Origin of the sequence: Acidisoma sp., from assembly GCF_035492295.1 — a bacterium.
Taxonomy (GTDB): domain Bacteria; phylum Pseudomonadota; class Alphaproteobacteria; order Acetobacterales; family Acetobacteraceae; genus Acidisoma.
The window spans coordinates 1-20,327 of record NZ_DATJJK010000290.1 but is presented as its reverse complement, the minus strand read 5'-3'; the positions used below and the strand labels follow the sequence as shown (position 1 = coordinate 20,327).

At 67.0% G+C, this 20,327-nt stretch carries 21 protein-coding genes; 11 read left to right on the top strand and 10 right to left on the bottom strand.

What is annotated here, in order from left to right:
- Window positions 1-40 precede the first annotated feature (40 nt).
- The 3 genes from VL752_RS21780 to VL752_RS21770 form a co-directional block, all read right to left on the bottom strand.
- Complete coding sequence (locus VL752_RS21780) at window positions 41-838, bottom strand: transglutaminase-like domain-containing protein (protein ID WP_325358691.1); 798 nt, start codon at window positions 836-838, stop codon at window positions 41-43.
- Window positions 839-951: 113 nt separating this feature from the next.
- Window positions 952-1,416, bottom strand: a complete 465-nt coding sequence (locus VL752_RS21775) for an Lrp/AsnC family transcriptional regulator (protein WP_325358689.1) — start codon at window positions 1,414-1,416, stop codon at window positions 952-954.
- Between the two features lie 109 nt (window positions 1,417-1,525).
- On the bottom strand, window positions 1,526-1,831 hold the full coding sequence (locus VL752_RS21770) for a BolA family protein (protein ID WP_325358687.1): 306 nt from the start codon (window positions 1,829-1,831) through the stop codon (window positions 1,526-1,528).
- Between the two features lie 109 nt (window positions 1,832-1,940).
- On the opposite strand from VL752_RS21770, the gene VL752_RS21765 reads away from it, so the two are divergent.
- The 4 genes from VL752_RS21765 to VL752_RS21750 all read left to right on the top strand — a co-directional run bounded on the left by VL752_RS21765 (window position 1,941) and on the right by VL752_RS21750 (window position 8,101).
- Window positions 1,941-2,531 (top strand): J domain-containing protein, encoded by a 591-nt coding sequence (locus VL752_RS21765; RefSeq protein WP_325358685.1) that lies wholly within the window; start codon window positions 1,941-1,943, stop codon window positions 2,529-2,531.
- A 176-nt stretch (window positions 2,532-2,707) separates the two neighbouring features.
- Entirely contained in the window at window positions 2,708-3,661 is a 954-nt protein-coding gene (gene cobS / locus VL752_RS21760; protein ID WP_408863198.1) for a cobaltochelatase subunit CobS, read from the top strand.
- 97 nt (window positions 3,662-3,758) lie between these two features.
- Window positions 3,759-5,633, top strand: coding sequence for a cobaltochelatase subunit CobT (gene cobT / locus VL752_RS21755; protein ID WP_325358681.1), 1,875 nt, complete (start codon window positions 3,759-3,761; stop codon window positions 5,631-5,633).
- Window positions 5,634-5,914: 281 nt separating this feature from the next.
- On the top strand, window positions 5,915-8,101 hold the full coding sequence (locus tag VL752_RS21750; RefSeq protein WP_325358679.1) for a Hint domain-containing protein: 2,187 nt from the start codon (window positions 5,915-5,917) through the stop codon (window positions 8,099-8,101).
- Window positions 8,102-8,150: 49 nt separating this feature from the next.
- Here VL752_RS21750 and VL752_RS21745 read toward each other — a convergent pair whose 3' ends face one another.
- The 4 genes from VL752_RS21745 to VL752_RS21730 form a co-directional block, all read right to left on the bottom strand.
- Window positions 8,151-8,585 (bottom strand): phasin family protein, encoded by a 435-nt coding sequence (locus tag VL752_RS21745; protein ID WP_325358676.1) that lies wholly within the window; start codon window positions 8,583-8,585, stop codon window positions 8,151-8,153.
- Window positions 8,586-8,880: 295 nt separating this feature from the next.
- Window positions 8,881-9,546 carry a TetR family transcriptional regulator gene (locus VL752_RS21740; protein WP_325358675.1) on the bottom strand — a complete coding sequence of 222 codons (666 nt, stop codon included), beginning with the start codon at window positions 9,544-9,546 and terminating at the stop codon, window positions 8,881-8,883.
- A gap of 82 nt (window positions 9,547-9,628) precedes the next feature.
- Entirely contained in the window at window positions 9,629-10,132 is a 504-nt protein-coding gene (locus tag VL752_RS21735; protein WP_325358674.1) for a YbjN domain-containing protein, read from the bottom strand.
- 200 nt (window positions 10,133-10,332) lie between these two features.
- Complete coding sequence (locus tag VL752_RS21730; protein WP_325358672.1) at window positions 10,333-10,758, bottom strand: accessory factor UbiK family protein; 426 nt, start codon at window positions 10,756-10,758, stop codon at window positions 10,333-10,335.
- Window positions 10,759-10,958: 200 nt separating this feature from the next.
- On the opposite strand from VL752_RS21730, the gene lgt reads away from it, so the two are divergent.
- The 6 genes from lgt (at window position 10,959) to VL752_RS21700 (ending at window position 16,114) form a co-directional block, all read left to right on the top strand.
- The gene (lgt, locus tag VL752_RS21725) at window positions 10,959-11,777 is read left to right on the top strand and encodes a prolipoprotein diacylglyceryl transferase (RefSeq protein ID WP_325358670.1); all 819 of its coding nucleotides are present in this window, start codon (window positions 10,959-10,961) and stop codon (window positions 11,775-11,777) included.
- A gap of 35 nt (window positions 11,778-11,812) precedes the next feature.
- On the top strand, window positions 11,813-12,766 hold the full coding sequence (locus tag VL752_RS21720; RefSeq protein WP_325358725.1) for an SAM-dependent methyltransferase: 954 nt from the start codon (window positions 11,813-11,815) through the stop codon (window positions 12,764-12,766).
- Entirely contained in the window at window positions 12,763-13,530 is a 768-nt protein-coding gene (gene pgeF / locus VL752_RS21715) for a peptidoglycan editing factor PgeF (protein WP_325358668.1), read from the top strand. Before VL752_RS21720 ends, pgeF begins: the two co-directional genes overlap by 4 nt.
- Window positions 13,518-14,462 (top strand): hypothetical protein, encoded by a 945-nt coding sequence (locus tag VL752_RS21710; RefSeq protein ID WP_325358666.1) that lies wholly within the window; start codon window positions 13,518-13,520, stop codon window positions 14,460-14,462. The genes pgeF and VL752_RS21710 overlap by 13 nt, the downstream gene beginning before the upstream one ends.
- Before the next feature lie 123 nt (window positions 14,463-14,585).
- On the top strand, window positions 14,586-15,518 hold the full coding sequence (locus tag VL752_RS21705) for a ribose-phosphate pyrophosphokinase (protein ID WP_325358664.1): 933 nt from the start codon (window positions 14,586-14,588) through the stop codon (window positions 15,516-15,518).
- 14 nt (window positions 15,519-15,532) lie between these two features.
- Complete coding sequence (locus tag VL752_RS21700; protein WP_325358662.1) at window positions 15,533-16,114, top strand: histidine phosphatase family protein; 582 nt, start codon at window positions 15,533-15,535, stop codon at window positions 16,112-16,114.
- 11 nt (window positions 16,115-16,125) lie between these two features.
- Here VL752_RS21700 and VL752_RS21695 read toward each other — a convergent pair whose 3' ends face one another.
- The 3 genes from VL752_RS21695 to VL752_RS21685 are packed head-to-tail and all read right to left on the bottom strand — an operon-like array spanning window position 16,126 to window position 19,498.
- Window positions 16,126-17,352: a cyclopropane-fatty-acyl-phospholipid synthase family protein gene (locus VL752_RS21695; protein ID WP_325358660.1), complete on the bottom strand. Its 1,227-nt coding sequence runs from the start codon at window positions 17,350-17,352 to the stop codon at window positions 16,126-16,128.
- 2 nt (window positions 17,353-17,354) lie between these two features.
- Window positions 17,355-18,134, bottom strand: coding sequence for a DUF1365 domain-containing protein (locus VL752_RS21690; RefSeq protein ID WP_325358659.1), 780 nt, complete (start codon window positions 18,132-18,134; stop codon window positions 17,355-17,357).
- Window positions 18,131-19,498, bottom strand: a complete 1,368-nt coding sequence (locus VL752_RS21685; RefSeq protein WP_325358657.1) for an NAD(P)/FAD-dependent oxidoreductase — start codon at window positions 19,496-19,498, stop codon at window positions 18,131-18,133. Before VL752_RS21685 ends, VL752_RS21690 begins: the two co-directional genes overlap by 4 nt.
- Before the next feature lie 144 nt (window positions 19,499-19,642).
- Between VL752_RS21685 and VL752_RS21680 the strand changes: the two genes are divergently transcribed.
- A partial coding sequence (locus VL752_RS21680) for an alpha/beta hydrolase (RefSeq protein ID WP_325358655.1) occupies window positions 19,643-20,327 on the top strand: 685 nt, incomplete at its 3' end.

Genomic DNA, 20,327 nt, shown 5'->3' with positions numbered 1-20,327 from the left:
GTCGAGCCGCAGGCTCGGCGATGGCTGCGGCCCAGGTCTGCTAGTGCAGTCTGCTGCGCAGCCGGCGCATCGCAGCGCGCGCCCGCTCGGCATCCTCGCCCGGCGGGATGAGCGCCACCACCCGCTCCATGCTGCGCACGGCGGAGGCGATCTGGCCGAGCTTCTGGTGCAGCACCGCCGCTTGTTGCCAGAGCGTGATATCGGCCGGCGCGATGCGCAGCATGTCCTCAAGACAGGCCAGCGCGCCGGGCAAATCCCCCGCCCCCTCGCGGCGATAGGCGATGTTGCGTTGCAGGCGGACCAGGACATCGCGCTTGCCCATGCGGTCGGCAAGCGCCAGGCCGCGGGCGGGTTTGCGGGCCTGGTCCAGCCGCTCCAGCATCGCGTCCAGATCCTCGGCCTCCATGATCCGGCCGCCCGAGAAGACGTCCAGCACGGCCTGGCTATCCTCCCCGGTGATGCCGAGAATGAAATGGCTAGGGAAGTTGATGCCGTAACAGTCCCAGCCGGCGACCTCGGCGCAATGCAGCCAGACGATGCCGAGGCCGATCGGCATGCCGCGCCGGCGCTCGGTGACATGGATCAGGTTGACGTTGCGGAGATCGTCATAGGTCTCGTAGTCCCCGCTGTAGTCGTGACGGCAGGCCAGCATGCCGGCCAGCGCCTCGGCCTGTTCCTGCGCGTCCGATCCCACCCAGTCGCGCAGCTCCGCCGCCTCGCGCGCCAGGACCGAGAGATGGCTCTGGGCCCGCCGCCAATCCGCCCAAGGCGCGTCCAGCCGCGCCAGAAGCAGGGCCGTTTCGGCGAGCGCGATTTCATCGTCCGGCAGGGTGCCCACGGCGTCGAGTGCCGCGCGGATGGTGGCGGCCTCGTCGGGCTTCTGCTCGCGGCGTTCGGTATCGTCAGGCAGGATCCGTCTCCTCGACAGGCGCCGGTCCGTGGGCGGACGGGCTATAGCGGCAGCGGCGCCGCCTTGATGCGCTCCATGGCGAAGCGGCTCGTCACGTTGCGCAGCGGCACGGCGGCGATCATGCGCCGGTAGAAGGCATCATAGGCGCTGATGTCCGATACTACGACATGCAGTACGTAATCGACATCGCCGCCCATGCGCCAAGCATCGACGATCTCGGGCGTCTGTTCCACAAGGGAGGCGAAGCGGGCAAGCCACTCGGCAGAATGGTCCGGGGTTTCGACCGAGACGAAGACGGAGACAGGCAGGCCCAGCGCCTGCTGATCCAGAATGGCGACGCGCCCGCGGATCACCCCCTCTTTCTCCAGCCGCCGGATGCGCTTCCAGCAGGGCGTCGGTGTGAGGTGTACCTCTGCCGCGATCTCGGCGAGGGAGAGGGACGCATCCCGGGCGATCAGGCGCAGGATCGCCCGGTCGGTGTCATCCATCGACACGGCGGCTGTCATCGCGACTGAAAGATCCCTGTGCAGAAAATGCGCCGAACGGCGCCGGGAGGATATATTCCACCAGAGCGGCGCAGGGTGAATGAAATTCTCGGGGGGTGCGCCGCGCGCGTCAGCGCGCCGGGGTCTCGCCCGTGTCAGCCTCGGACGGCGCGCGGAGGGACAGCGAGAGCGCATGCAGGCCGGAGCCGAATTCCTCCGCCAGCGCTTCGTTCACCGCGCGGGCGCGGTCGACACGCTTCATGTCCGCGAAACACTCCGCCACCATGGCGACGTTGAAATGCGTCTCGCCCTGCTGGCCGGCGCCCCCCGGATGACCGGGATGCCCGGCATGCCGGGCGCTGTCGTCCTGCACAGTGAGAGACAGCGGCACGAAGGCGCGCGTCAGTGTGTCAATGATGCGTGTCTTGCGGCTCATGCCGGCGATTTTCTCCGAAAACAGGCGTGGACTTCAAGCTCTGACGGCGCCGTCCTGTCCTGCGCGGACGGGATTGCCAAGCGGGCAGCCGGACGACCATATAGCGCCCATGACAACGCGACGCGTCCCCCGTGCCAGGGCCTACGCGCCCGACCCGGATGCGCCGGGCCGGCTTTGTGACACGCCTGGCTGCGAAGAATTGGGCTGCTACCGAGCGCCGAAATCCCGCTTCGCCCTCAATCAGTATTTCTGGTTCTGCCTGGACCATGTTCGCGCCTACAACGCGAAGTGGGACTACTACAAGGACATGACGCCGGGGCAGATCGAGATGGAGCTGCGGGCCGACGCCTCCTGGCAGCGGCCGACCTGGCGGCTGGGTTCGAACGGCACCGCCCACAGCGTGCAGGAGGAACTCCTGCGCGATCCGCTCCTGCATATGGACGGAAGACGGCCGCATGTGGCCCCCTTTGAAACGATCGAAGCGCCGGCCGAGTTGCGCCAGCCGCTCGGCGTGCTCGGCCTGACCTGGCCGGTCAGCATGGATACCGTCAAGGCACGCTACAAGGCGCTCGCCAAGAAGCACCATCCGGACGCCAATGGCGGCGATGTGGCGGGCGAGGAGATCAAGGCGATCAACAGCGCCTATACGGCGCTCAAGCTGCACTGGCCGGCCGAGGAACGGCAGGCCGCCCGCGGCTGAGGCAAGAGCCCGGCCCGCCTGCGACCCACCCTCCGCCATGAGCCCGGCGCAGACGCCACGTCTTGCGGTGGGCCCCCACTCGGCTAATCTTAAGGCAGCATGACAGGACAGTCTTTTCGATGATGAATGCCGCGACTTCCGGATCCGATTATGTGACGACCGTCGGCGATCTCGGCATGCCCGACATCAAGGTGAACGTGCGCGAGGTCTTCGGCATCGAGTCCGACATGATCGTTCCCGGCTACAGCCTGCACACCGAGCACGTGCCGGACATCGATCCCACCTACAAGTTCGACCGCGATACGACGCTCGCGATTCTCGCCGGCTTTGCCTACAACCGCCGGGTGATGGTCCAGGGCTATCACGGCACCGGCAAGTCGACGCATATCGAACAGGTCGCGGCGCGCCTCAACTGGCCCTGCATCCGCATCAATCTGGACAGTCACATCAGCCGCATCGACCTTATCGGCAAGGACGCGATCGTGCTGCGCGAAGGCCAGCAGGTGACTGAGTTCCGCGAGGGCATCCTGCCCTGGGCGCTGCAGCACCCCTGCGCGCTGGTCTTCGACGAATACGATGCCGGCCGGCCGGACGTAATGTTCGTGATTCAGCGCGTGCTGGAAGTTGCGGGCCGCCTGACACTGCTCGACCAGAACCGCGTGATCCACCCGCATCCGGCCTTCCGCCTCTTTTCGACCGCGAACACTGTGGGTCTGGGTGACACGACGGGCCTCTATCATGGCACCCAGCAGATCAATCAGGGCCAGATGGACCGCTGGAGCATCGTCGCCAGCCTCAATTATCTGCCGCATGCGCAGGAGACGGCGATCGTGCTCGCGAAGCTCGAGGTCGATCCGAACGACGGCCCGGCTCGCCGCCAGATCGAAAGCATGGTGGCGCTGGCGGACCTTACCCGCGCCGGTTTCATCGCCGGTGACATCTCGACCGTCATGTCGCCACGCACCGTCATCACCTGGGCCGAGAACACGCGCATCTTCGGCGATCTCTCCTATGCTTTCCGTGTCACCTTCCTCAACAAATGCGACGAGGCGGAGCGGGCGACGGTCGCGGAATACTATCAGCGCTGCTTCAACCAGGAGCTGACGACCGGCCTGCGCCGCGCAAGCTGAGGCGCGCCGCGACCGAGGCAGGGCAGTGACGGCGCCCGGTAACCTTTGAAGATACGTCCTTCAGGGTGACGGGCTGGATATTCGCGAGAGGCAGGCTGTGAGCGGCACCAAGGACGGCAACGAACGCACGGAGGCGTTCAAGCGCGCGACGGCAGGCACGATCCGGGCGATGTCCGGCCAGCCGGAGGTGGAGGTCGCCTTCCAGGCGGGGCCGGCCAATATCACCGGCAAGCGCGCCCGCATCCCCTCCCCCACGCGCGGCCTGCCGCCAGCCGAGATGACGCGGGTTCGCGGAGCGGCCGACGCGGTGGCGCTCCGCCTCCGCCATCATGACAGCGCCATCCATGCCGCGCGTTCGCCCGCCAGCCGCGAGGCACGCGAGGTCTATGACGCGCTGGAACAGGTTCGCGTGGAGACCGTCGGCAGCCGCCACATGTCGGGTGTCGCCGCCAATCTGCGGCAGAAGCTCGTCGAACAATGCGAGGCCGAGGGCTGGGATCGTTTCACGAAGAAGGAGCAGCTGCCGATGGCGGCTGCCCTGTCGCTGATCGCGCGCGAGCGGATGTCAGGCGAGGCCGCGCCCAAGGAAGCCAATCGGGTCTTGCAGCAATGGCGGGAGGCGATGGGGCCGGAGGCAGAGGTGGCCCTCGCTGAGATGGCGGCCGCCGCCGAGGATCAGCAGGAATTCACCCGCGCTGCCCGCCGGCTGCTCAAGGCCTATGATCTGGCCGAGGCGGAAGCCGAGGCCGAGCCCGACCAGGAACCCGAAGGCGGGGACGAGGCGCCCGAGCAGAGCCCGCAGCAGGATGCCTCTTCCGAGGGCGAGAGCCAGGCGCAGTCCGAGGCGGATGCAAGCCTCAGCTCCGATCCACAGGATATGGAAGGCGACGCCACCGCCGAGGAAGCGGCCGAGGGCGAGGAGGAGGATGCCGCCGAGGCCGATGGCGAGGAGCGGCCGGGCGGGCAACAGACCCCGCGCGACCGCGGCCAGGACGAAGCCGCCTATCGTGCCTATAGCCGCGCCTTCGACGAGGAGATCGACGCCGCCGAATTGTGCGACGCGGAAGAGCTGTCCCGGCTTCGCCAGCAGCTCGATCATCAACTGCAGCATCTGCAGGGCGTGGTGTCCAAACTTGCCAACCGCCTGCAGCGCAAGCTGCTTGCCCAGCAGACCAGGGCCTGGGATTTCGACCTTGAGGACGGGCTGCTCGATGTCAGCCGCCTCGCCCGCGTGGTCACCACACCCACTGCCTCGCTGTCCTACAAGCGCGAGCGGGACACCGATTTCCGCGACACCGTGGTGACCCTGCTGATCGACAATTCAGGCAGCATGCGTGGCCGGCCCATCACCGTCGCCGCCATGTGCGGGGACATCCTCGCGCGCACGCTGGAACGCTGCGCGGTCAAGGTCGAGGTGCTCGGCTTCACGACGCGCGCTTGGAAGGGCGGGCAGAGCCGCGAACGCTGGGTGCAGGACGGCAAGCCCCGCAACCCGGGCCGGCTCAACGACCTGCGCCACATCATCTACAAGGCGGCGGATACCCCCTGGCGCCGCGCCCGCCGCAATCTCGGCCTCATGCTGCGTGAGGGCCTGCTCAAGGAGAATATCGACGGCGAGGCGCTGGCCTGGGCCTATCGCCGCCTGCTGACGCGGCCCGAGCATCGCCGCATCCTGATGGTCATCAGCGACGGCGCGCCGGTCGATGACTCCACCCTCTCGGTCAATCCCGGGAATTACCTGGAGCGGCATCTGCGCCATATGATCCATGACATCGAGACGCGCGGTCTGGTGGAACTCGTCGCCATCGGCATCGGCCATGACGTGACGCGCTACTACCGTCGTGCAGTCACCATCGTGGATGCGGAGGAACTGGGCGGCACGATGATGCGTCAGTTGACGTCTCTGTTCGACGAATCGGGCGAGGACGCCTGGGGGCGCGCCGCCTCTGAACGGGCGCCCGCGGTCATCTGACCGCTATGGCGACGGCCAACGGGGCGGCGGCCTTCGGCGCGATCCAGCCCGCGCATGTGACCGCCACCACCGGCGTCAGCCTGGGATTGCCCTGCCAGACCAGCAGGATGAGACCACAAAAAAACGTTTCGTAATAAACGGATCGATGACACTCTCAAGCATCGAAACAACGTCCGTGGCGGCGATGGCTCGAGCCGTTCGGTCGTCTCGGTCCCCTCCCCGCGCAAGCGCCCGATAGCTCGCAGAGTCCTCAATCCACCTGCACCAGCATAGGGCTTGCCATGACCACCATCACCGTTGCGAGCGGCGTCACCTCAACCGGTCTCGTGATTTCAAGCGGCGATGTGCTGGATATCCTGGCGGGGGGCACCGCGCTCTCCACCACCATCTCCAGCGGCGGCACCGAAAACGTCACCGCCGACGGTCCCGGCCTCTCCCGGGGCGTGACCAGCGACACCATCGTGTCGAGCGGCGGTTCGCTGGTCCTGGCCAATGGTCTTGCCAGCGGCACGGTCATTTCCGACGGCGGCTACGAGGTGATTTCGCAAAGCGGTGTCGGACAAAACGAAACCGTTGCAAGCGGCGGCACCGAAATCGTCACCGAGGGCGGAGGCACCTATGACGCCACGATCGCGGGCGGTGGCACGCTGGTGCTCGAAAGCGGCGGTGTCGCGAGCGGCACCGTCGTCGATGCCCGCGGCCGGCTGATCGTTTCCGCCGGATCGACCGACGAAAATACCATCGTCAGCAGCGGCGGGCTCGAAATCGTCGACTCGGGCGGTTTCACCAGCGACACGACCGTCGATAGCGGCGGCGTGCTGGTGGTGGTGCCGGGCGGCAGCGCCATGACGGTGACCAGCGAACCCGGCGCCATCGTTGTCTCGACCGGCGTAGTTGCGGAAAAGCTCGGCATCGGCGTGCTCACCTATGCGAACACGACCGGCACCATTCTGGGCCGCGGTGACATCGAATACGTTCTCACTTCCGGCGTCGCCAGCGGCAGCACAGTGGGTGGCGGCGGCTTCCAGGCTGTCTATTCCGGCGGTACCACCAGCGATTCGGTGATCAGCGGCGGTGTCGAGGTCGTGCTTGCCGGCGGCACCTCCCTCGGCACGACGGTACTGAGCGGCGGCGAAGAGCTGCTGAGTTACGGCGGTGTCGCGAGCGGCACGGTGGCGAGTTCAGGCGGCACACTCCTGCTCTCCGGCGGCACCACTTTCGGCGCCAGCATCGGCGGCGGCGGCTTCGAGATCATCAGCGGCGGCACCAGCCTCGACACGCGGATCACGAGCGGTGGCACAGAGCAGATGTACGGCGGCAGTGTCGGCACCGGCAGCGTCATTTCCGCCGGCGGCACCGCCATCATCTTCAATGGCGGCAACGAGCACGACAGCATCATCAGCGCGGGCGGCATGATGGTGCTGAGCAACGGCGGCGGCGCCTGGAATGCGACCGTCCTGTCCGGCGGCATGATGAGCGTATCGGGCGGCTCGGTCGATGTCAGCGCGACCGTCAGCAGCGGCGGCACGGAGACGGTCCTGTCCGCCGGCACCACGCAAGGGGTCATCATCGACGGCGGCACGCTGGTTCTGTCGGCCGGCGCCGCGGCGACGGACCGCATCAGCTTCGCGGGCAGCGGCGGCGTGCTGGACATCAAGGATGCGAGCGCGGTGCCGACGAGTACCGTCATCTCCGGTTTTACGACCGGCGACAGCATCGACTTCGATTTCCTGACCTTCTCGGCCGGCGACACCTATACCGTCTCGGGCGATGTGGTGACGGTCTCGGCCGGAGTGGAGACCTACGACCTCACCATCGTCGGCGCGACCGCCGAGGGCTATGAACTGACCAAGGCGGAAGACGGCTCACTGACCTTCGCCGTCTGCTACTATCCCGGCACAATGATTCGCGGACCGCGTGGCGATATCGCCGTCGAAACCCTTGGCATCGGTGATCTTGTGATGACGGCCGATGGCCGTGCCCTGCCGGTGCGCTGGATCGGCCGCAACACGGTCTCCACGCGCTTCGCGGATCCCCTGCAGGTGCTGCCTATCCGCATCCGCGCCGGCGCCCTGGCCGAAAACCTGCCCGAGCGCGACCTGCTGGTCTCCCCGGAACATGCCGTGCTGGTGGAGGATGTGCTGGTCCAGTCCGGCGCCCTGGTCAACGGCTGTTCCGTGCTGCGGGAAAGGAATGTCCCCGAAACTTTCGTCTATTACCATGTCGAGCTCAGCGAGCATGCGCTGATCCTGGCCGAAGGCGCACCGGCCGAGACCTTCGTCGACAATATCAGCCGACGCGCCTTCGACAATTGGGCGGAGCATGAATCGCTCTACGGCGACGCGCCGATCGAGGAAATGCCCTATCCCCGCGCGCAATCGCATCGCCAGGTGCCGGCCTCCGTCCGCGCCAGGGTGATGGCGCGAGCGGAGGCTCTTGGCCTCACGAAAGTCGCGCGGGTCGCCTGACCCGCGGCCCCGGGACAAACGGGCGGGGCTTCCCTCGCCCGCCGGTCGGTCACTCGGGCTTGGTCTTGCGCTCCACCGCGCCCTTCACCTCGTCCATAGCTTCAAGGAAGCGGCCATGGATGAGATCCAGCGCCTCGCCGCTCGACTTGCGCAGCAGGTCCTCGATCTCGCGGAGGTCGGCGACGCTCTTTTCATAGGCGGTCTTGACCATTTCGGTCTGGCGTACGGTGCGCTCCTTCGGGTCGGTGACGGTGGTCAGCGAACGCGTTGCCTCCGCCACATCCGTCATCTGGCGGCGCATGACCTCCATCTGCCGCTGGGTGATGGCCTGCGCGCCCTCGAAGAGCAGCTTATTGGCGGCGGCGAGCGCGGCAAGGTTGCGCTTCTGGGTCTCCATCAGCGCCGTCATCTCGGGGCCGGCGGGAAAGGAGAAGGACGAGAAGAACTTGGTGAAATCGGTCGGGGTCTGCGGCAGTTCGGACATGGCTTTACCTCCTACCTAGAGCCCGATGACTGTCGATCGCTTCGACTCAAAGTCTGATCGGTCTCTACATTGTTGATAAAGCGAGATTCAGATTTCAGCTTCAAGCAAGCTGAAAACATCTCGCTTTAGGCTTTACGCTCTTGTTACGCGCCAACTGGCTCGCCGCACGGTCCGGACGGCCCGTGCCAGGCCATTTCGCATCCTTGAGACGGGTTCTGGCAAGCCTTCCCGCAGGATGGACACCAAAGCGTCAACTACTTACGTGGAAACTGCGAAAAACGGCCGCCACCTCGCCTCAGATCGAGGGATCGTCCGTGGGCGGCCGAGCTCCGCCATCGAAGGGCGGCTCGGCCCCGCTCGGCTCAGCGCCTCCAGCCTCGGATCGCGCGTCCCGCCCGTCTCCGATCGTGCGGGCAAGCTCGCCCGCGCGGTCCAGCGCCTTATCCGTCGCCGTCATGGTCGCGGCAAGATCGGTGCTGTCATCCGCCCGCCAGGCCCGCACGGACCAGAGCCAGACGCCGAGCAGGCCCTTGACCCGCAGTCGGCCGCGCAGGCCGCCCGCTGAAATTCCGGCCCCTTCCAGCAGCCATTCCATGCTGCGAGCCGAAAGCCGCGCGAGAAAAAGACCCAGCAGTGGGTCCATGACGGCCGCGTCCAGCACGGCAATCACGCCGGCGCGATTCGCCTGCAGCACATCGAAGCGGCGCATGAGCATGTCGAAAAGCCGGTCCTTCACCGGCCCCTCTGTGGCAGCGCCGGTGAGCGCTGCCTGATCCGCGATGCTGCCGAAGCGCATCAACACGAAGAGCTTGGAGGGGAAGCGCTGCCGCGTGCGGACAAGATCAAGACCGGCGATGCGGGCCGCCTCCACGATGCTAGCCCGACGCCAGCCGCGCAGTCCGGCCTCGGTGAAAACCGCCGACACCAATGCCGCGTCGAATTCCTGGTCGGTCATGCTCATTTTGTCCCTCCCTCCGGACGGACCTGGGGGCGAGGCGCCGATGCCCCCGCGCCCCCAGGCGACGGTCCTCAGTCTATCGCCGTCACGCTTCGCCGACGCATTCCAGCATGGCGGCGCGCAGCGCCTCGTCCGGCGATTTGCCGCCACTCAGGACGAACTGGAAAGCCGGGAAGAAACGCTCACACTCGGTAATCGCGATGTCGACCATATCCTCCATGCTTTCGAGCGAGGCGCCCGGCGCGCCGCGCAGCAGCACGGCGTGACGGAAGACGGGCATGCCGTCATCCGCATCCATGCCGAAATGCCCGATCCAGAGATGGGTGTTGGCGAGTGCCAGCAGCTTGTAGAATTCCGCCCGGCGCTTTTCCGGCACCTTCATGTCAAAGGTGCAGGTGAAATGCATCGCCGAGATTTCCCGCGACCAGTTGAAATAGAGGCCGTAATCCGACCATTGGCCCGGTGCTTCGGCCGCCATCTCGGCGTCGTTGCGGCGTTCGAAGGCCCATTCGTTGGTGGAAACGATCTGCTCGATCACATCGAGCGGATTCTTCACGTTCGCTGAAGCGGCAATGCTGGTGGCAGACATCGAAGGTCTCCTCAATTCTGGGAGGAAGGCCGGATCGGCGGCGTCCGTTGCCGCTGCCGGATGATGGGCGCCCCGATGGCCCCCAGTTCCGACGTCGCGAATCGCCGCCCCCGAAGAAACACTAGGGGCTGGCTTGCACAAATCGCAAGCAAAGCCTTCCAGTGCAAAGGCTTATTGGCATGACTGCCACAAAAATCTCATCAAGCCAGGGGGCTCGCCGGTGCTGTTCCCCCGGCCGCACCGGGCGGCAGGTCCCGCGGCGTGCCGGGCATCGGGTCGCTCGGCGCGCCGGGCGGCACATCCGCAGGCACTCCGGTCAGGGGGTCGATTCCAGGGGTGGCACCGGGCATGGCAGGCGTCAGGCCCAGCTTGGCCTCCAGCGCCGCAACGCGGGCCTTGAGCGCCGCGATCTCCACATCGGCTGCCTCCTGCCCCATGCGGGCATTGGCGGCCAGCTCCTGCACCGCGGCCAACTGCTCGCCGCGCGCGATGTCGAGCTTGTGAATGACGGCTTCGACGCGGGCGGTGAAGACCGCTTCCGCCTCGTCCTTGAGACCGGTGAAGGCAGAAAGCGCTCCCTGCGCCACACCCGCCAGATCGTCCATGAAGCGGCCGCGCTCTGTCATTGCCTTCTCCTGCCTTCCACCCTGCGGGTGGGTTGCGTATAAGCCGCCGCCATGAATCCCAACTTGACGCCCCGGCGTGTCGCTGCGGCTGATCCCGTCCATATCAGACTTGCATGCCGGAGGGCACTACACATGGGTTCACCCAGGCTCCTGGCCAAGGACCGGCGGCGAAGCCGCGGTCTTGACAGGGCAGGCATGCAATGAAGCCGTTGGTGTTTCCGGATTTCGATCCGGTTTTGGTCAAACTCGGCCCCTTCGCCATCCATTGGTACGCCATCGCCTATATCGCCGGCCTCGTCATCGGCTGGCGGCTGGTGCGCCGCTTCGTCGGCTGGACGCCGAAGGCGGCGACGGCGCTGCAAGTGGACGATTTCCTCTCCTGGGCAACGCTCGGCGTCGTCCTCGGCGGCCGGATCGGCTACGTCCTGTTCTACCAGCCGGGCGCCTTCTTCCACCATCCGCTGGACATCATCGCCGTCTGGCAGGGCGGCATGAGCTTCCATGGTGGCATGCTGGGTGTCGCCATCGCCATCATCTGGTTCTGCCGCCGGCACCGCATCAATGTCCTCGCCTTCGCCGACCGCATTGCCATGGTCGCACCGATCGGCCTCGGCTTCGGGCGGATCGCCAATTTCATCAATGGCGAGCTCTGGGGTCGCCCGGCGCCGAAGGGCTGGCCGGGAGCGATGATCTTCCCCCGTGTCGACATGGTGCCGCGCTTTCCGAGCGAACTTTACGAGGCCTTCCTCGAAGGACTTTGCCTCTTTCTCGTCATGCTGACGCTCGGCCGGTCGGAGCGGCGCCGACTGCATCCCGGCCTGCTGACGGGCTGGTTCCTGATCGGCTACGGCATCGCCCGCAGCACCGGGGAATGCTTCCGCGAACCCGATGCCTTCCTGGGTTTCCTGTTCGATGGGCTGACGATGGGCCAGCTGCTCTGCGTGCCGATGATCCTGACCGGCATCGGCCTCGTGCTCTATGCGCGGTCGCGCCCCGCCCTGACGGTGGCCGAGGCTTGACCGAGCCCGCCGCCCCCGAGCGGCTCGACCGCTTCATGGGCCGGGCAAACGCCGCCTACTACGCGGCACAGGATCCCTTTTCGGATTTCACGACGGCGCCGGAGATCAGCCAGATCTTCGGCGAAATTCTGGGCGCCTGGGCGGCCGTCGCCTGGGACATGCTGGGCCGGCCCACGCCCGTGCTGCTGGCCGAAGCCGGGCCTGGGCGCGGCACGCTGATGGCGGATGCGCGGCGCCTCACGGCCCGCCTCGCGCCGGCTTTCCATGCCGCGGCCGCGGTCCATTTCATCGAGACCTCGCCCCGGCTGCGCGCCGAACAGGCCAAGCGGGTGCCGGACGCCACCTGGCATGACGATCTCTCAACACTGCCGGGCGGCCCCGTTCTTCTGATCGCCAACGAATTTCTCGACGCGCTGCCCATCCGGCAATTCCGGGTGGACGAGGGCAACTGGACCGAACGCTTCGTGCAGGACGGCGCCTTCCTGAACCTCCCCTGCCCCGCCCCTGCGGGCCTCGACCTGGCCGAAACCGACGGCATTCTGGAAGTGAACGAACCGGCCGAGGCCTTCGTCGAGGCGCTCGCGGCGCGCATCGCGCGGCAGAGTGGCGTCGCCCTGCTGCTCGACTACGGGTCCGAGACCAATCCCGGAGACAGCCTGCAGGCCATCCGTGCCCGAGGCTTCGCCGATCCGCTGGAAGCGGCCGGGCATGCCGACCTCACCGCCCTGGTCGATTTCGGGGCCGTGGGCCGGGCCGCCCGGCGCGGCGGGGCGGCGGTGCAGGGACCTGCCACCCAGGGCGCCTTCCTCTCCGCCCTTGGCCTCTTCCAGCGCGCCGAACGTCTCGCCCGCGATCGCCCGCCCGAGGAGGCAGGTGTTGTGATGGCGGGCGCCCGTCGGCTTGCCGACCCCATGGCCATGGGCCGGCTGTTCAAGGTCATGGCCGTCACGCCGCCCGATTTTCCGCTGCTGCCAGGATTTCCCGCATGACCCTGCCTTCAGTGACCGACCCGGCCCTCGCCGGCCTCCCTCATGGCTTCTTCACCCGGGCGGGCGGTGTGTCCACCGGTCCCTATGCGAGCCTCAACGCCAGCCTTTCGGGCGGGGACGACCGCGCGGCCGTGATGGAGAACCGCGCCCGCGTGGCCCGGGCATTGGGCGCGCAGGCGGAGCATCTCCTCGGCCTCACCCAGGTCCATAGCGCCGATGTCGTGACCGTCACGGAACCCTGGGCACCGGGCGAAGGACCGCGCGCCGATGCCTTGGTCACCCGCGTGCGGGGCCTCGCCCTCGGCGTGATCACCGCCGATTGCAGCCCCATCCTCTTCGCGGATCACGCTGCCGGAATCGTCGGCGCCGCCCATGCCGGCTGGCGCGGCGCGGTCGCCGGCATCCTGGAGGCAACCGTGGATGCCATGGCGGCTCTCGGCGCCGATCGCGCCCGCATCGTCGCTGTCGTCGGCCCCTGCATCCGCCAGCCCTCCTACGAAGTCGCGGCCGATCTGCGCGATGCCGTGCTGGCGCGGGATGCGGCGGACAGCCGTTTCTTCGCGGCCGGACGGCCCGAACGGTGGCAGTTCGATCTCGCCGGCTATTGCGCGGCGCGGTTGCGCAGCGCCAGCATCGGCGCCGTCGCGGTGACGGAGGGCGATACCGCCGCAGAGCCCGATCGTTTCTTCAGCCACCGCCGGCGCACGCTCGCCGGCGGCGGTTCCATTGGCCACCAGATTTCGGGAATCCGATGCGACGCCTGACCCCCTTCTTCCGCTACGGACTTCTCGCTTTGCCGCTGGCGCTTGCCGCCTGCGGCGATTTTCCCCAGCCGATGCAGGGCCATCCGGGCCGGATGGGCGCGATCCTCGCCCATCCGCCGCCGCAGCGCCTCGTCGTGCCGGTGCCCGGTGCCGCTCTGCTGGCCGACCCCTCGGCCAAGCTCTTCGCGGACAACCTCGCCCAGGCGTTGGTGGCCCAGACCGTTCCGGCCTTTGCCCAGAAGCCGCAACGCGGAGACTGGGTGCTCGGCGTCTCGGCCACGATGGCGGGTGGGCAGGTCACGCCGAGCTATACGATCACCGATCCGCGTGGCCATGTGCAGGGGAAGGAGGCCGGCGCGCCCGTCCCGAGCCGGGCCTGGGCGGATGGCGACCCGGCGACGCTCGAGGCGGAGGCCACTGCCGTCAGCCCCAAGATCGCGGCCCTGCTTTCCAACATCGACGCGGCATTGAAGCAGAGCGATCCGAACAGTCTCTACAATCGCCCGCCACGGCTTGATTTCTCCGGGGTCGACGGCGCGCCCGGCGATGGCGACACCTCGCTCGCGCGCGAGATGAGCAAGGACATCACGGCGACCGGCATCGTCCTCGTCGACCACAAGGCGGAGTCCGACTATCTGATGCATGCCGTGGTGCGGAAAACGACGGTGAACCCGAAGACCGATCATATCGAGATCACCTGGATCGTCGATTATGCCAACGGCAAGGAAGTCGGGCGCGTGACCCAGCTGCACGACATCCCGAAAGGCTCGCTCGACAGTTTTTGGGGCGATGTGGCCGTTGTCGCGGCGCAGGAGGCGGCCCAGGGCGTGAAGGAAGTGATCGACAACAACATCGGCAAGAAGGCGCCAGCACCGGCTCCGGGCACCGGCAAGGCCGCGCGGACGGCGGGAGCCAAGCCGCCAGCGTCATGAAATCGTGCCTTGACATGCGTGGCGCAGGTGGGACCCGGTCCGCAACTGCGTGGACAGGGGCCGGTGCGGTTGCTAGAAGCCGCGCACCGATGCCTTCCCGCCGCTGCTGACGGAATTTGCCGCATGAAAATCGTTGCCTGCAACAGCAACCGCCCTCTTGCGGAAGCGGTGGCCGCCGCGCTCAATCTGCCGCTCACCAAGGCATCCGTCCGGCGCTTCGCCGATATGGAAATCTTTGTGGAAATCCATGAGAACGTGCGCGGCGAGGATGTCTTCGTGGTCCAGTCCACCGCCTATCCCGCGAACGACCATCTGATGGAGTTGTTGATCACGCTGGACGCGCTGCGCCGCGGCTCGGCCAAGCGGGTGACGGCGGTCATCCCCTATTTTGGTTATGCCCGGCAGGATCGCAAATCCGGCCCCCGCACGCCAATCAGCGCCAAGCTCGTCGCCAATCTCATCACCGAGGCGGGCGCCCACCGGGTGTTGACGATGGATCTCCATGCCGGGCAGATCCAGGGCTTCTTCGATATCCCGGTCGACAATCTCTATGCCGCGCCGCTTTTCGCGCGCGACATCCAGGAGCGCTATGCCGGCCGCAATCTGATGATCGTCTCGCCGGATGTCGGTGGCGTGGTTCGCGCCCGGGCGCTGGCCAAGCGGCTCGACGTTGACCTCGCCATCATCGACAAGCGGCGTGAGCGCGCCGGCGTGTCCGAAGTCATGAACGTGATCGGCGACGTCGACGGGCGGGACTGCATTCTGGTCGACGATATCGTCGATTCCGGCGGCACACTCTGCAATGCGGCCGCGGCCCTCATCAAGGAAGGCGCGCGCTCGGCCAGCGTCTATACGACGCATGGCGTGCTCTCCGGCGGGGCAGTTGCCCGCATCTCCTCCTCGCCCATCGAAATGATGACGATTACCGACAGCATTCTGGCGACGGAAGCCGTCCGGCTCGCAAGCAATGTCCGTCAGGTCACGATCGCACCGCTGCTCGCGGAAGCGATCCGCCGCATCTCCGACGAAAGCTCGGTAAGCTCTCTCTTCGACTGAAGGATTTCCGACCGATGGACAGGCTCACTCACGTCCCCTTCTGGTTCCTGCGCCACGGCGAGACGGACTGGAACCTGCAAAACCTGTCTCAAGGCGATGTCGACATTCCGCTCAATGCCACGGGCCGCGCCCAGGCGCGGCAGGCAGCCGAACTCATGCGTGGCCATACGGTCGTCACCATCGTCTCCTCCACCCTCTCCCGCGCCATGGACACGGCCGCCGCCGTCTCCGCCGTGACCGGCGTGCCCTTCACGACCGATGACGGGCTGCGGGAGACGAAATTCGGCGAGCAGGAAGGCAAGCCGATGGGCGATTGGTACGACGACTGGATCGCCGGCACCTATACGCCCGAAGGAGCCGAGACCTTTGCCGGCCTGCGCGCGCGGGTCGTGGGTGCGATCAACCGCGCCCTGGAAAACCCCGCCCCGGTGCTGATCGTGGCCCATGGTGCGCTGTTTCGCGCCGTCCGCTCGGCCATGGGGCTCGAGCCCAATGTCCGCACGCCGAATGCCGTGCCGATCTTCTGCGAGCCGCCCGCCGCGGAGGGCGCGGCCTGGACGCTGACGCCGGCCGAAATCCCGGCCGTCGCCGGCTGAGGGCCGCTGGCTCAGCCTGCGGGCTGGGCCCTCCTGATCTGGTACAGGCCGACATCGAGGGCGCCGGCGCGGAACCCCGCCTCGCAATAGGCGAGGTAGTAGTCCCACCGGCGGCCGAAAACCTCCCCCATTCCCCTGGCCCGTAGCGCGGGCAAAGCGGCATGGAAACGCGCGCGCCATTCGGCCAGCGTCTCGGCATAGCTCTGTCCGAAGGTCTCGACCCGTTCGAGCAGGAGCCCGGCGCGCTCGATCTCTTCCCGCATGATGCGAAGGGTGGGCAGCATGCCGCCGGGAAAGACGTAGAGCTGAATGAAATCCGGCGTGCGGCGATAGGCCTCGAACTTTTCCTCGGCAATGGAGATCACCTGCAGCACCGCAGTGCCATCGGGCCTGAGGCGGTCGGCAAGTTTGCGAAAATAGACCGGCCAGAATGCCGCGCCGACGGCTTCCAGCATTTCGATGGAGACGACGCGATCATAGCGGCCCGGGACATCCCGGTAATCCTGGAGGCGCAGATCGGCACGCCCTTCAGCGATGGCGGGCGCCAGCTGGGCTTGTGCGTACTCGAGCTGCGCCGGGGACAGGGTGAGGCCAGTGACCTTTGCACCGCGTTCCAGCAAGCGCGCCGCGAGGCCACCCCAGCCGCAGCCGATCTCCAGCACCGCCTCGCCGGGCGCCGGGTCGAGCAGCGTCAGGATGCGATCCTGTTTCGCCGTCTGCGCCGCCTCCAGGCTCATGCCCGGCCGCGTGTAGAGGCCTGACGAGTAGCTCATCCCGGCATCGAGCCAAGCGGCGTAGAAATCATTCCCGACGTCGTAATGCGCCAAAATATTGCGCCGCGCCCGCGCGCGGGTATTGGCGTGCCGGCCATGCGCCAGCCGGTTCATGATGCGCGCAGGCAGAGAGCCATCCAGCGTGGAGCCCAGGGCCGACTGATTGCGGGCGCCGAGTTCGATGAGGCGCGGCAGATCCGGGCTGCTCCAATCGCCCTCCATATAGGATTCGGCAAAACCCACGTCGCCGCGCAGCAGAAGCGCCATCAAAGGACGCCAGTTGTGCAGCACAAGCGTCGCCTCCGGCCCGGCTGCCGGACCCTCGCCAATGAGTTCGGCACCCCCCGGCAGCCGCACGGCCAGCCTGCCAAATGCGAGGCGGCCGAGCAGCCTGCCGAGCACGAAACGGCCAAGCAACGCGCCCGGTGCGAAGGACCTGGAGGAGGCGGCCAGCGACAGCGACATGATCAGCCTTGCACGATGGTAACGGGGTTTTCCGGCACGGCCGGGCGCGGTTGCAGCCGCAACTTCTTGCGCCAGAGCTTCCAGGCCTCCCAATGGATCCCGGCGAGGACCCTGAGTCCCTGCGCCGGCGCGCCGAGCACGGCGCGGAACAGCGCGCCATCGGTCAGTGCCCTTCTGCGGCCGGAGAGGCTGGCGGTGATCAGCGGCCCGGCCGCGCCGTGACCCTCGATGACGACCGAGATTCGCGCAGCCGGTGGCAGGACGTGGAAGCGGTATTCCACCTCCATCGGCATGAAGGGCGAGACATAGAAGCGCTTGCCGGCTCTCTGGTGGATCGTGCCGGTGACGCCGTCCGCGACCGGAATGAGGTAGGAGTGGCGCTGCCCGAAGGTGTTGTTGACCTGGTACAGAACGGCGCTGAGCGCACCCGCCGCGTCATGACAGAAGAAGACACTCAGCGGGTTGAAGGCGTGACCCAGCACGCGCGGCATGCAGAGCAGCAGCACCGGTCCCGCCGCCGGAATTCCCGCCGTTTCGCATTGACCACGCACCCAGGCAAGCAGCCCGCCCGGCTCGCCCGCGCCATGGTCGTGCTCATGAAAGCTCACGAGATTGAAACGGTCCGTGGAAAAAAGACGGAGTTGCCGCGCCAGCCTGGGCAGCTCTTCGAGATCGAGAAGGAGCGAGAAGATCCGGTACCGCAAGCGATGCCGCACCGGCTGAAACCGCTGATGCATGACGATGCCGGGATAAAGTCCCGAGCGGAAGGCCTGCCCCGTCATGCTGCCGCGGCCCGCAGCGGCCGGGCGTGGGCCTGCGGCAGGTGAATGCGGCCCGATGGGTTGGCAACCTGCCAGGGACGGCGAACACCGCCCAGAGCCTCAGCCACCGCGAGCCCCGCCTGCAATCCATCCTCATGAAAGCCGGCACCGAACCAGGCCCCACAGAACCAGGTGCGCCGCTGGCCCTGGATTTCCCAGAGCCGCTTTTGCGCCGCGATGCTGGCCGCTTTGAAGAGTGGGTGAGAATAGTGATCCGTGTGGAGCAACGTGCCGGGTGCGGGTGGGCGCGGCGGGTTGATGGTCACGAAATAATTCCGGGCAGAGGGCAGGTTCTGCAGCCGGTTCATCCAATAGGTGAGGAAGGGTGCGCCCTCCCCCCTTCCCGGTTGATCGCAGAAATTCCAGGCGGCCCAGGCCCGCCTGCGGCGCGGCATCAGGCTCTCGTCGGTGTGCAATACGGCGGTGTTGGAGGTCGTGCCGAAGGCTCCGAGCAATGCCGATTCCTGCCCGTCCGTGTCCGCCAGCATCGCCCGCGCCTGGTGCGCATGGGTTGCTATAACAACGTGATCGTGCCTTGCCTCTTCTCCGCTCTCGTCCAGAAGGCGCACCCCGTCTGGGCAGCGTGTGACCCGGCAGATCCGGCGGTCGTTGTGGATGCGCCCCGAAACCTCGCCCAGCATGCGGTAAACATAGGTGGAGGATCCGCCCGTAACCGTGCGCCAGACCGGCCGCCCGGTAATCTGCAAAAGCCCATGATTGGTGCAGAAGCGTAGAAAGGCACCAGCCGGATACTCGCCGATTTGCGCGGTCGGGGTGGACCAGATGGCAGAAGCCATGGGCAGGAGGTGATCCTCCCGGAAGGCCGCGCCGTAGCCGCGCTCGGTCAGATAAGAGCCGACGCTGGTGCCCTCTGCCTCCAGCTGTTCCATCTCGCGCGGGGCCTGCGCGTAGAAGCGCAGCAGATCACGCAACATCGACCAGAAGCGCGGGCGCAGCAGATTTTGGGGCTGTGCGAGCAGTCCCTTCAAATCTCCGCCGGAATATTCGAACTTGCCGCCATCCCGCGACACCGAGAACGACATCTCGGATGGCTGCGTCTCGACTTTGAGATGACGGAACAGTGCGGTGAGATTGGGGTAGGTCTTTTCGTTGAAAACGATGAAACCAGTGTCGATGGCCATTCGCCCCGCCACTTCGGGAACGGCCACGGTATTGGAATGGCCGCCAAAGCGGGACGCGCCCTCATAAAGGGTCACACGATGGCCGCGGCTCAACAGCCAGGCCGCCGACAGCCCGGCAATCCCGGAGCCGACCACGGCAATGTCGAGAGGCGGGCGATCAAGGTTCTGCGAGGCGCGTGTCATTCAGCCTTCCCGTAACGGTCTCTCATCACAACCCTACGGTGCACCTGTCGTTTCGGATGCAGGCGGCAGACCCGACGGAAAGGGCCCTGCCCGCTGCCGGGCGGGCGGGCTTAATGACTTTGAACGGAGAGATGGCGAAGCCGAATGCCGAGGGACCTGCCGGACGTGGAGCGCGGGGTGGCGCGCCGTGCGCTGTCGATCGCGAGCCTGGGGCTGTTAAGCCTCACGGCCGCCGCCTGCTCGCCGCTCGGCTTGCTCAACGGCATGGCCCCGCGCCGGCGGGCCGCGCACGACATCGCCTATGGCACCGCATCGCGCCAGCGGCTCGACATCTATGTGCCGGAACGGCTGGCCGCTCCCGCGCCGGTTGTGGTTTTCCTCTACGGCGGCGGCTGGGACAGCGGATCGAAGGAGATGTATCGCTTCGTGGGTGGCGCCCTCGCCGCACAAGGCTTCGTGACCGTCATTCCCGACTACCGGCTGTATCCCGCCGTTCGCTACCCCACTTTCATCGAGGATTGCGCCGCCGCCTTTGCCTGGACCACGGCGCATGCGGCCGCGTGGGGCGGCAGCGACCGCTTCGTCCTTATGGGCCATTCGGCCGGCGCCTATAACGCCGCGATGCTGGCGCTGGAAAGCCGCTATCTCGCCCGGGCCGGCGCGCGTGCGGCGCCGCGCGCCACCATCGGCCTCGCTGGTCCTTACGATTTTCTGCCGGTGGGGACCGCAGAACTGCGCGCCATCTTCGGCTATCCCACATCGCCTGAGACGCAGCCGGTTGACCATGTGGACGGGCGGAACGCGCCCATGCTGCTGTTGGCGGGCACCA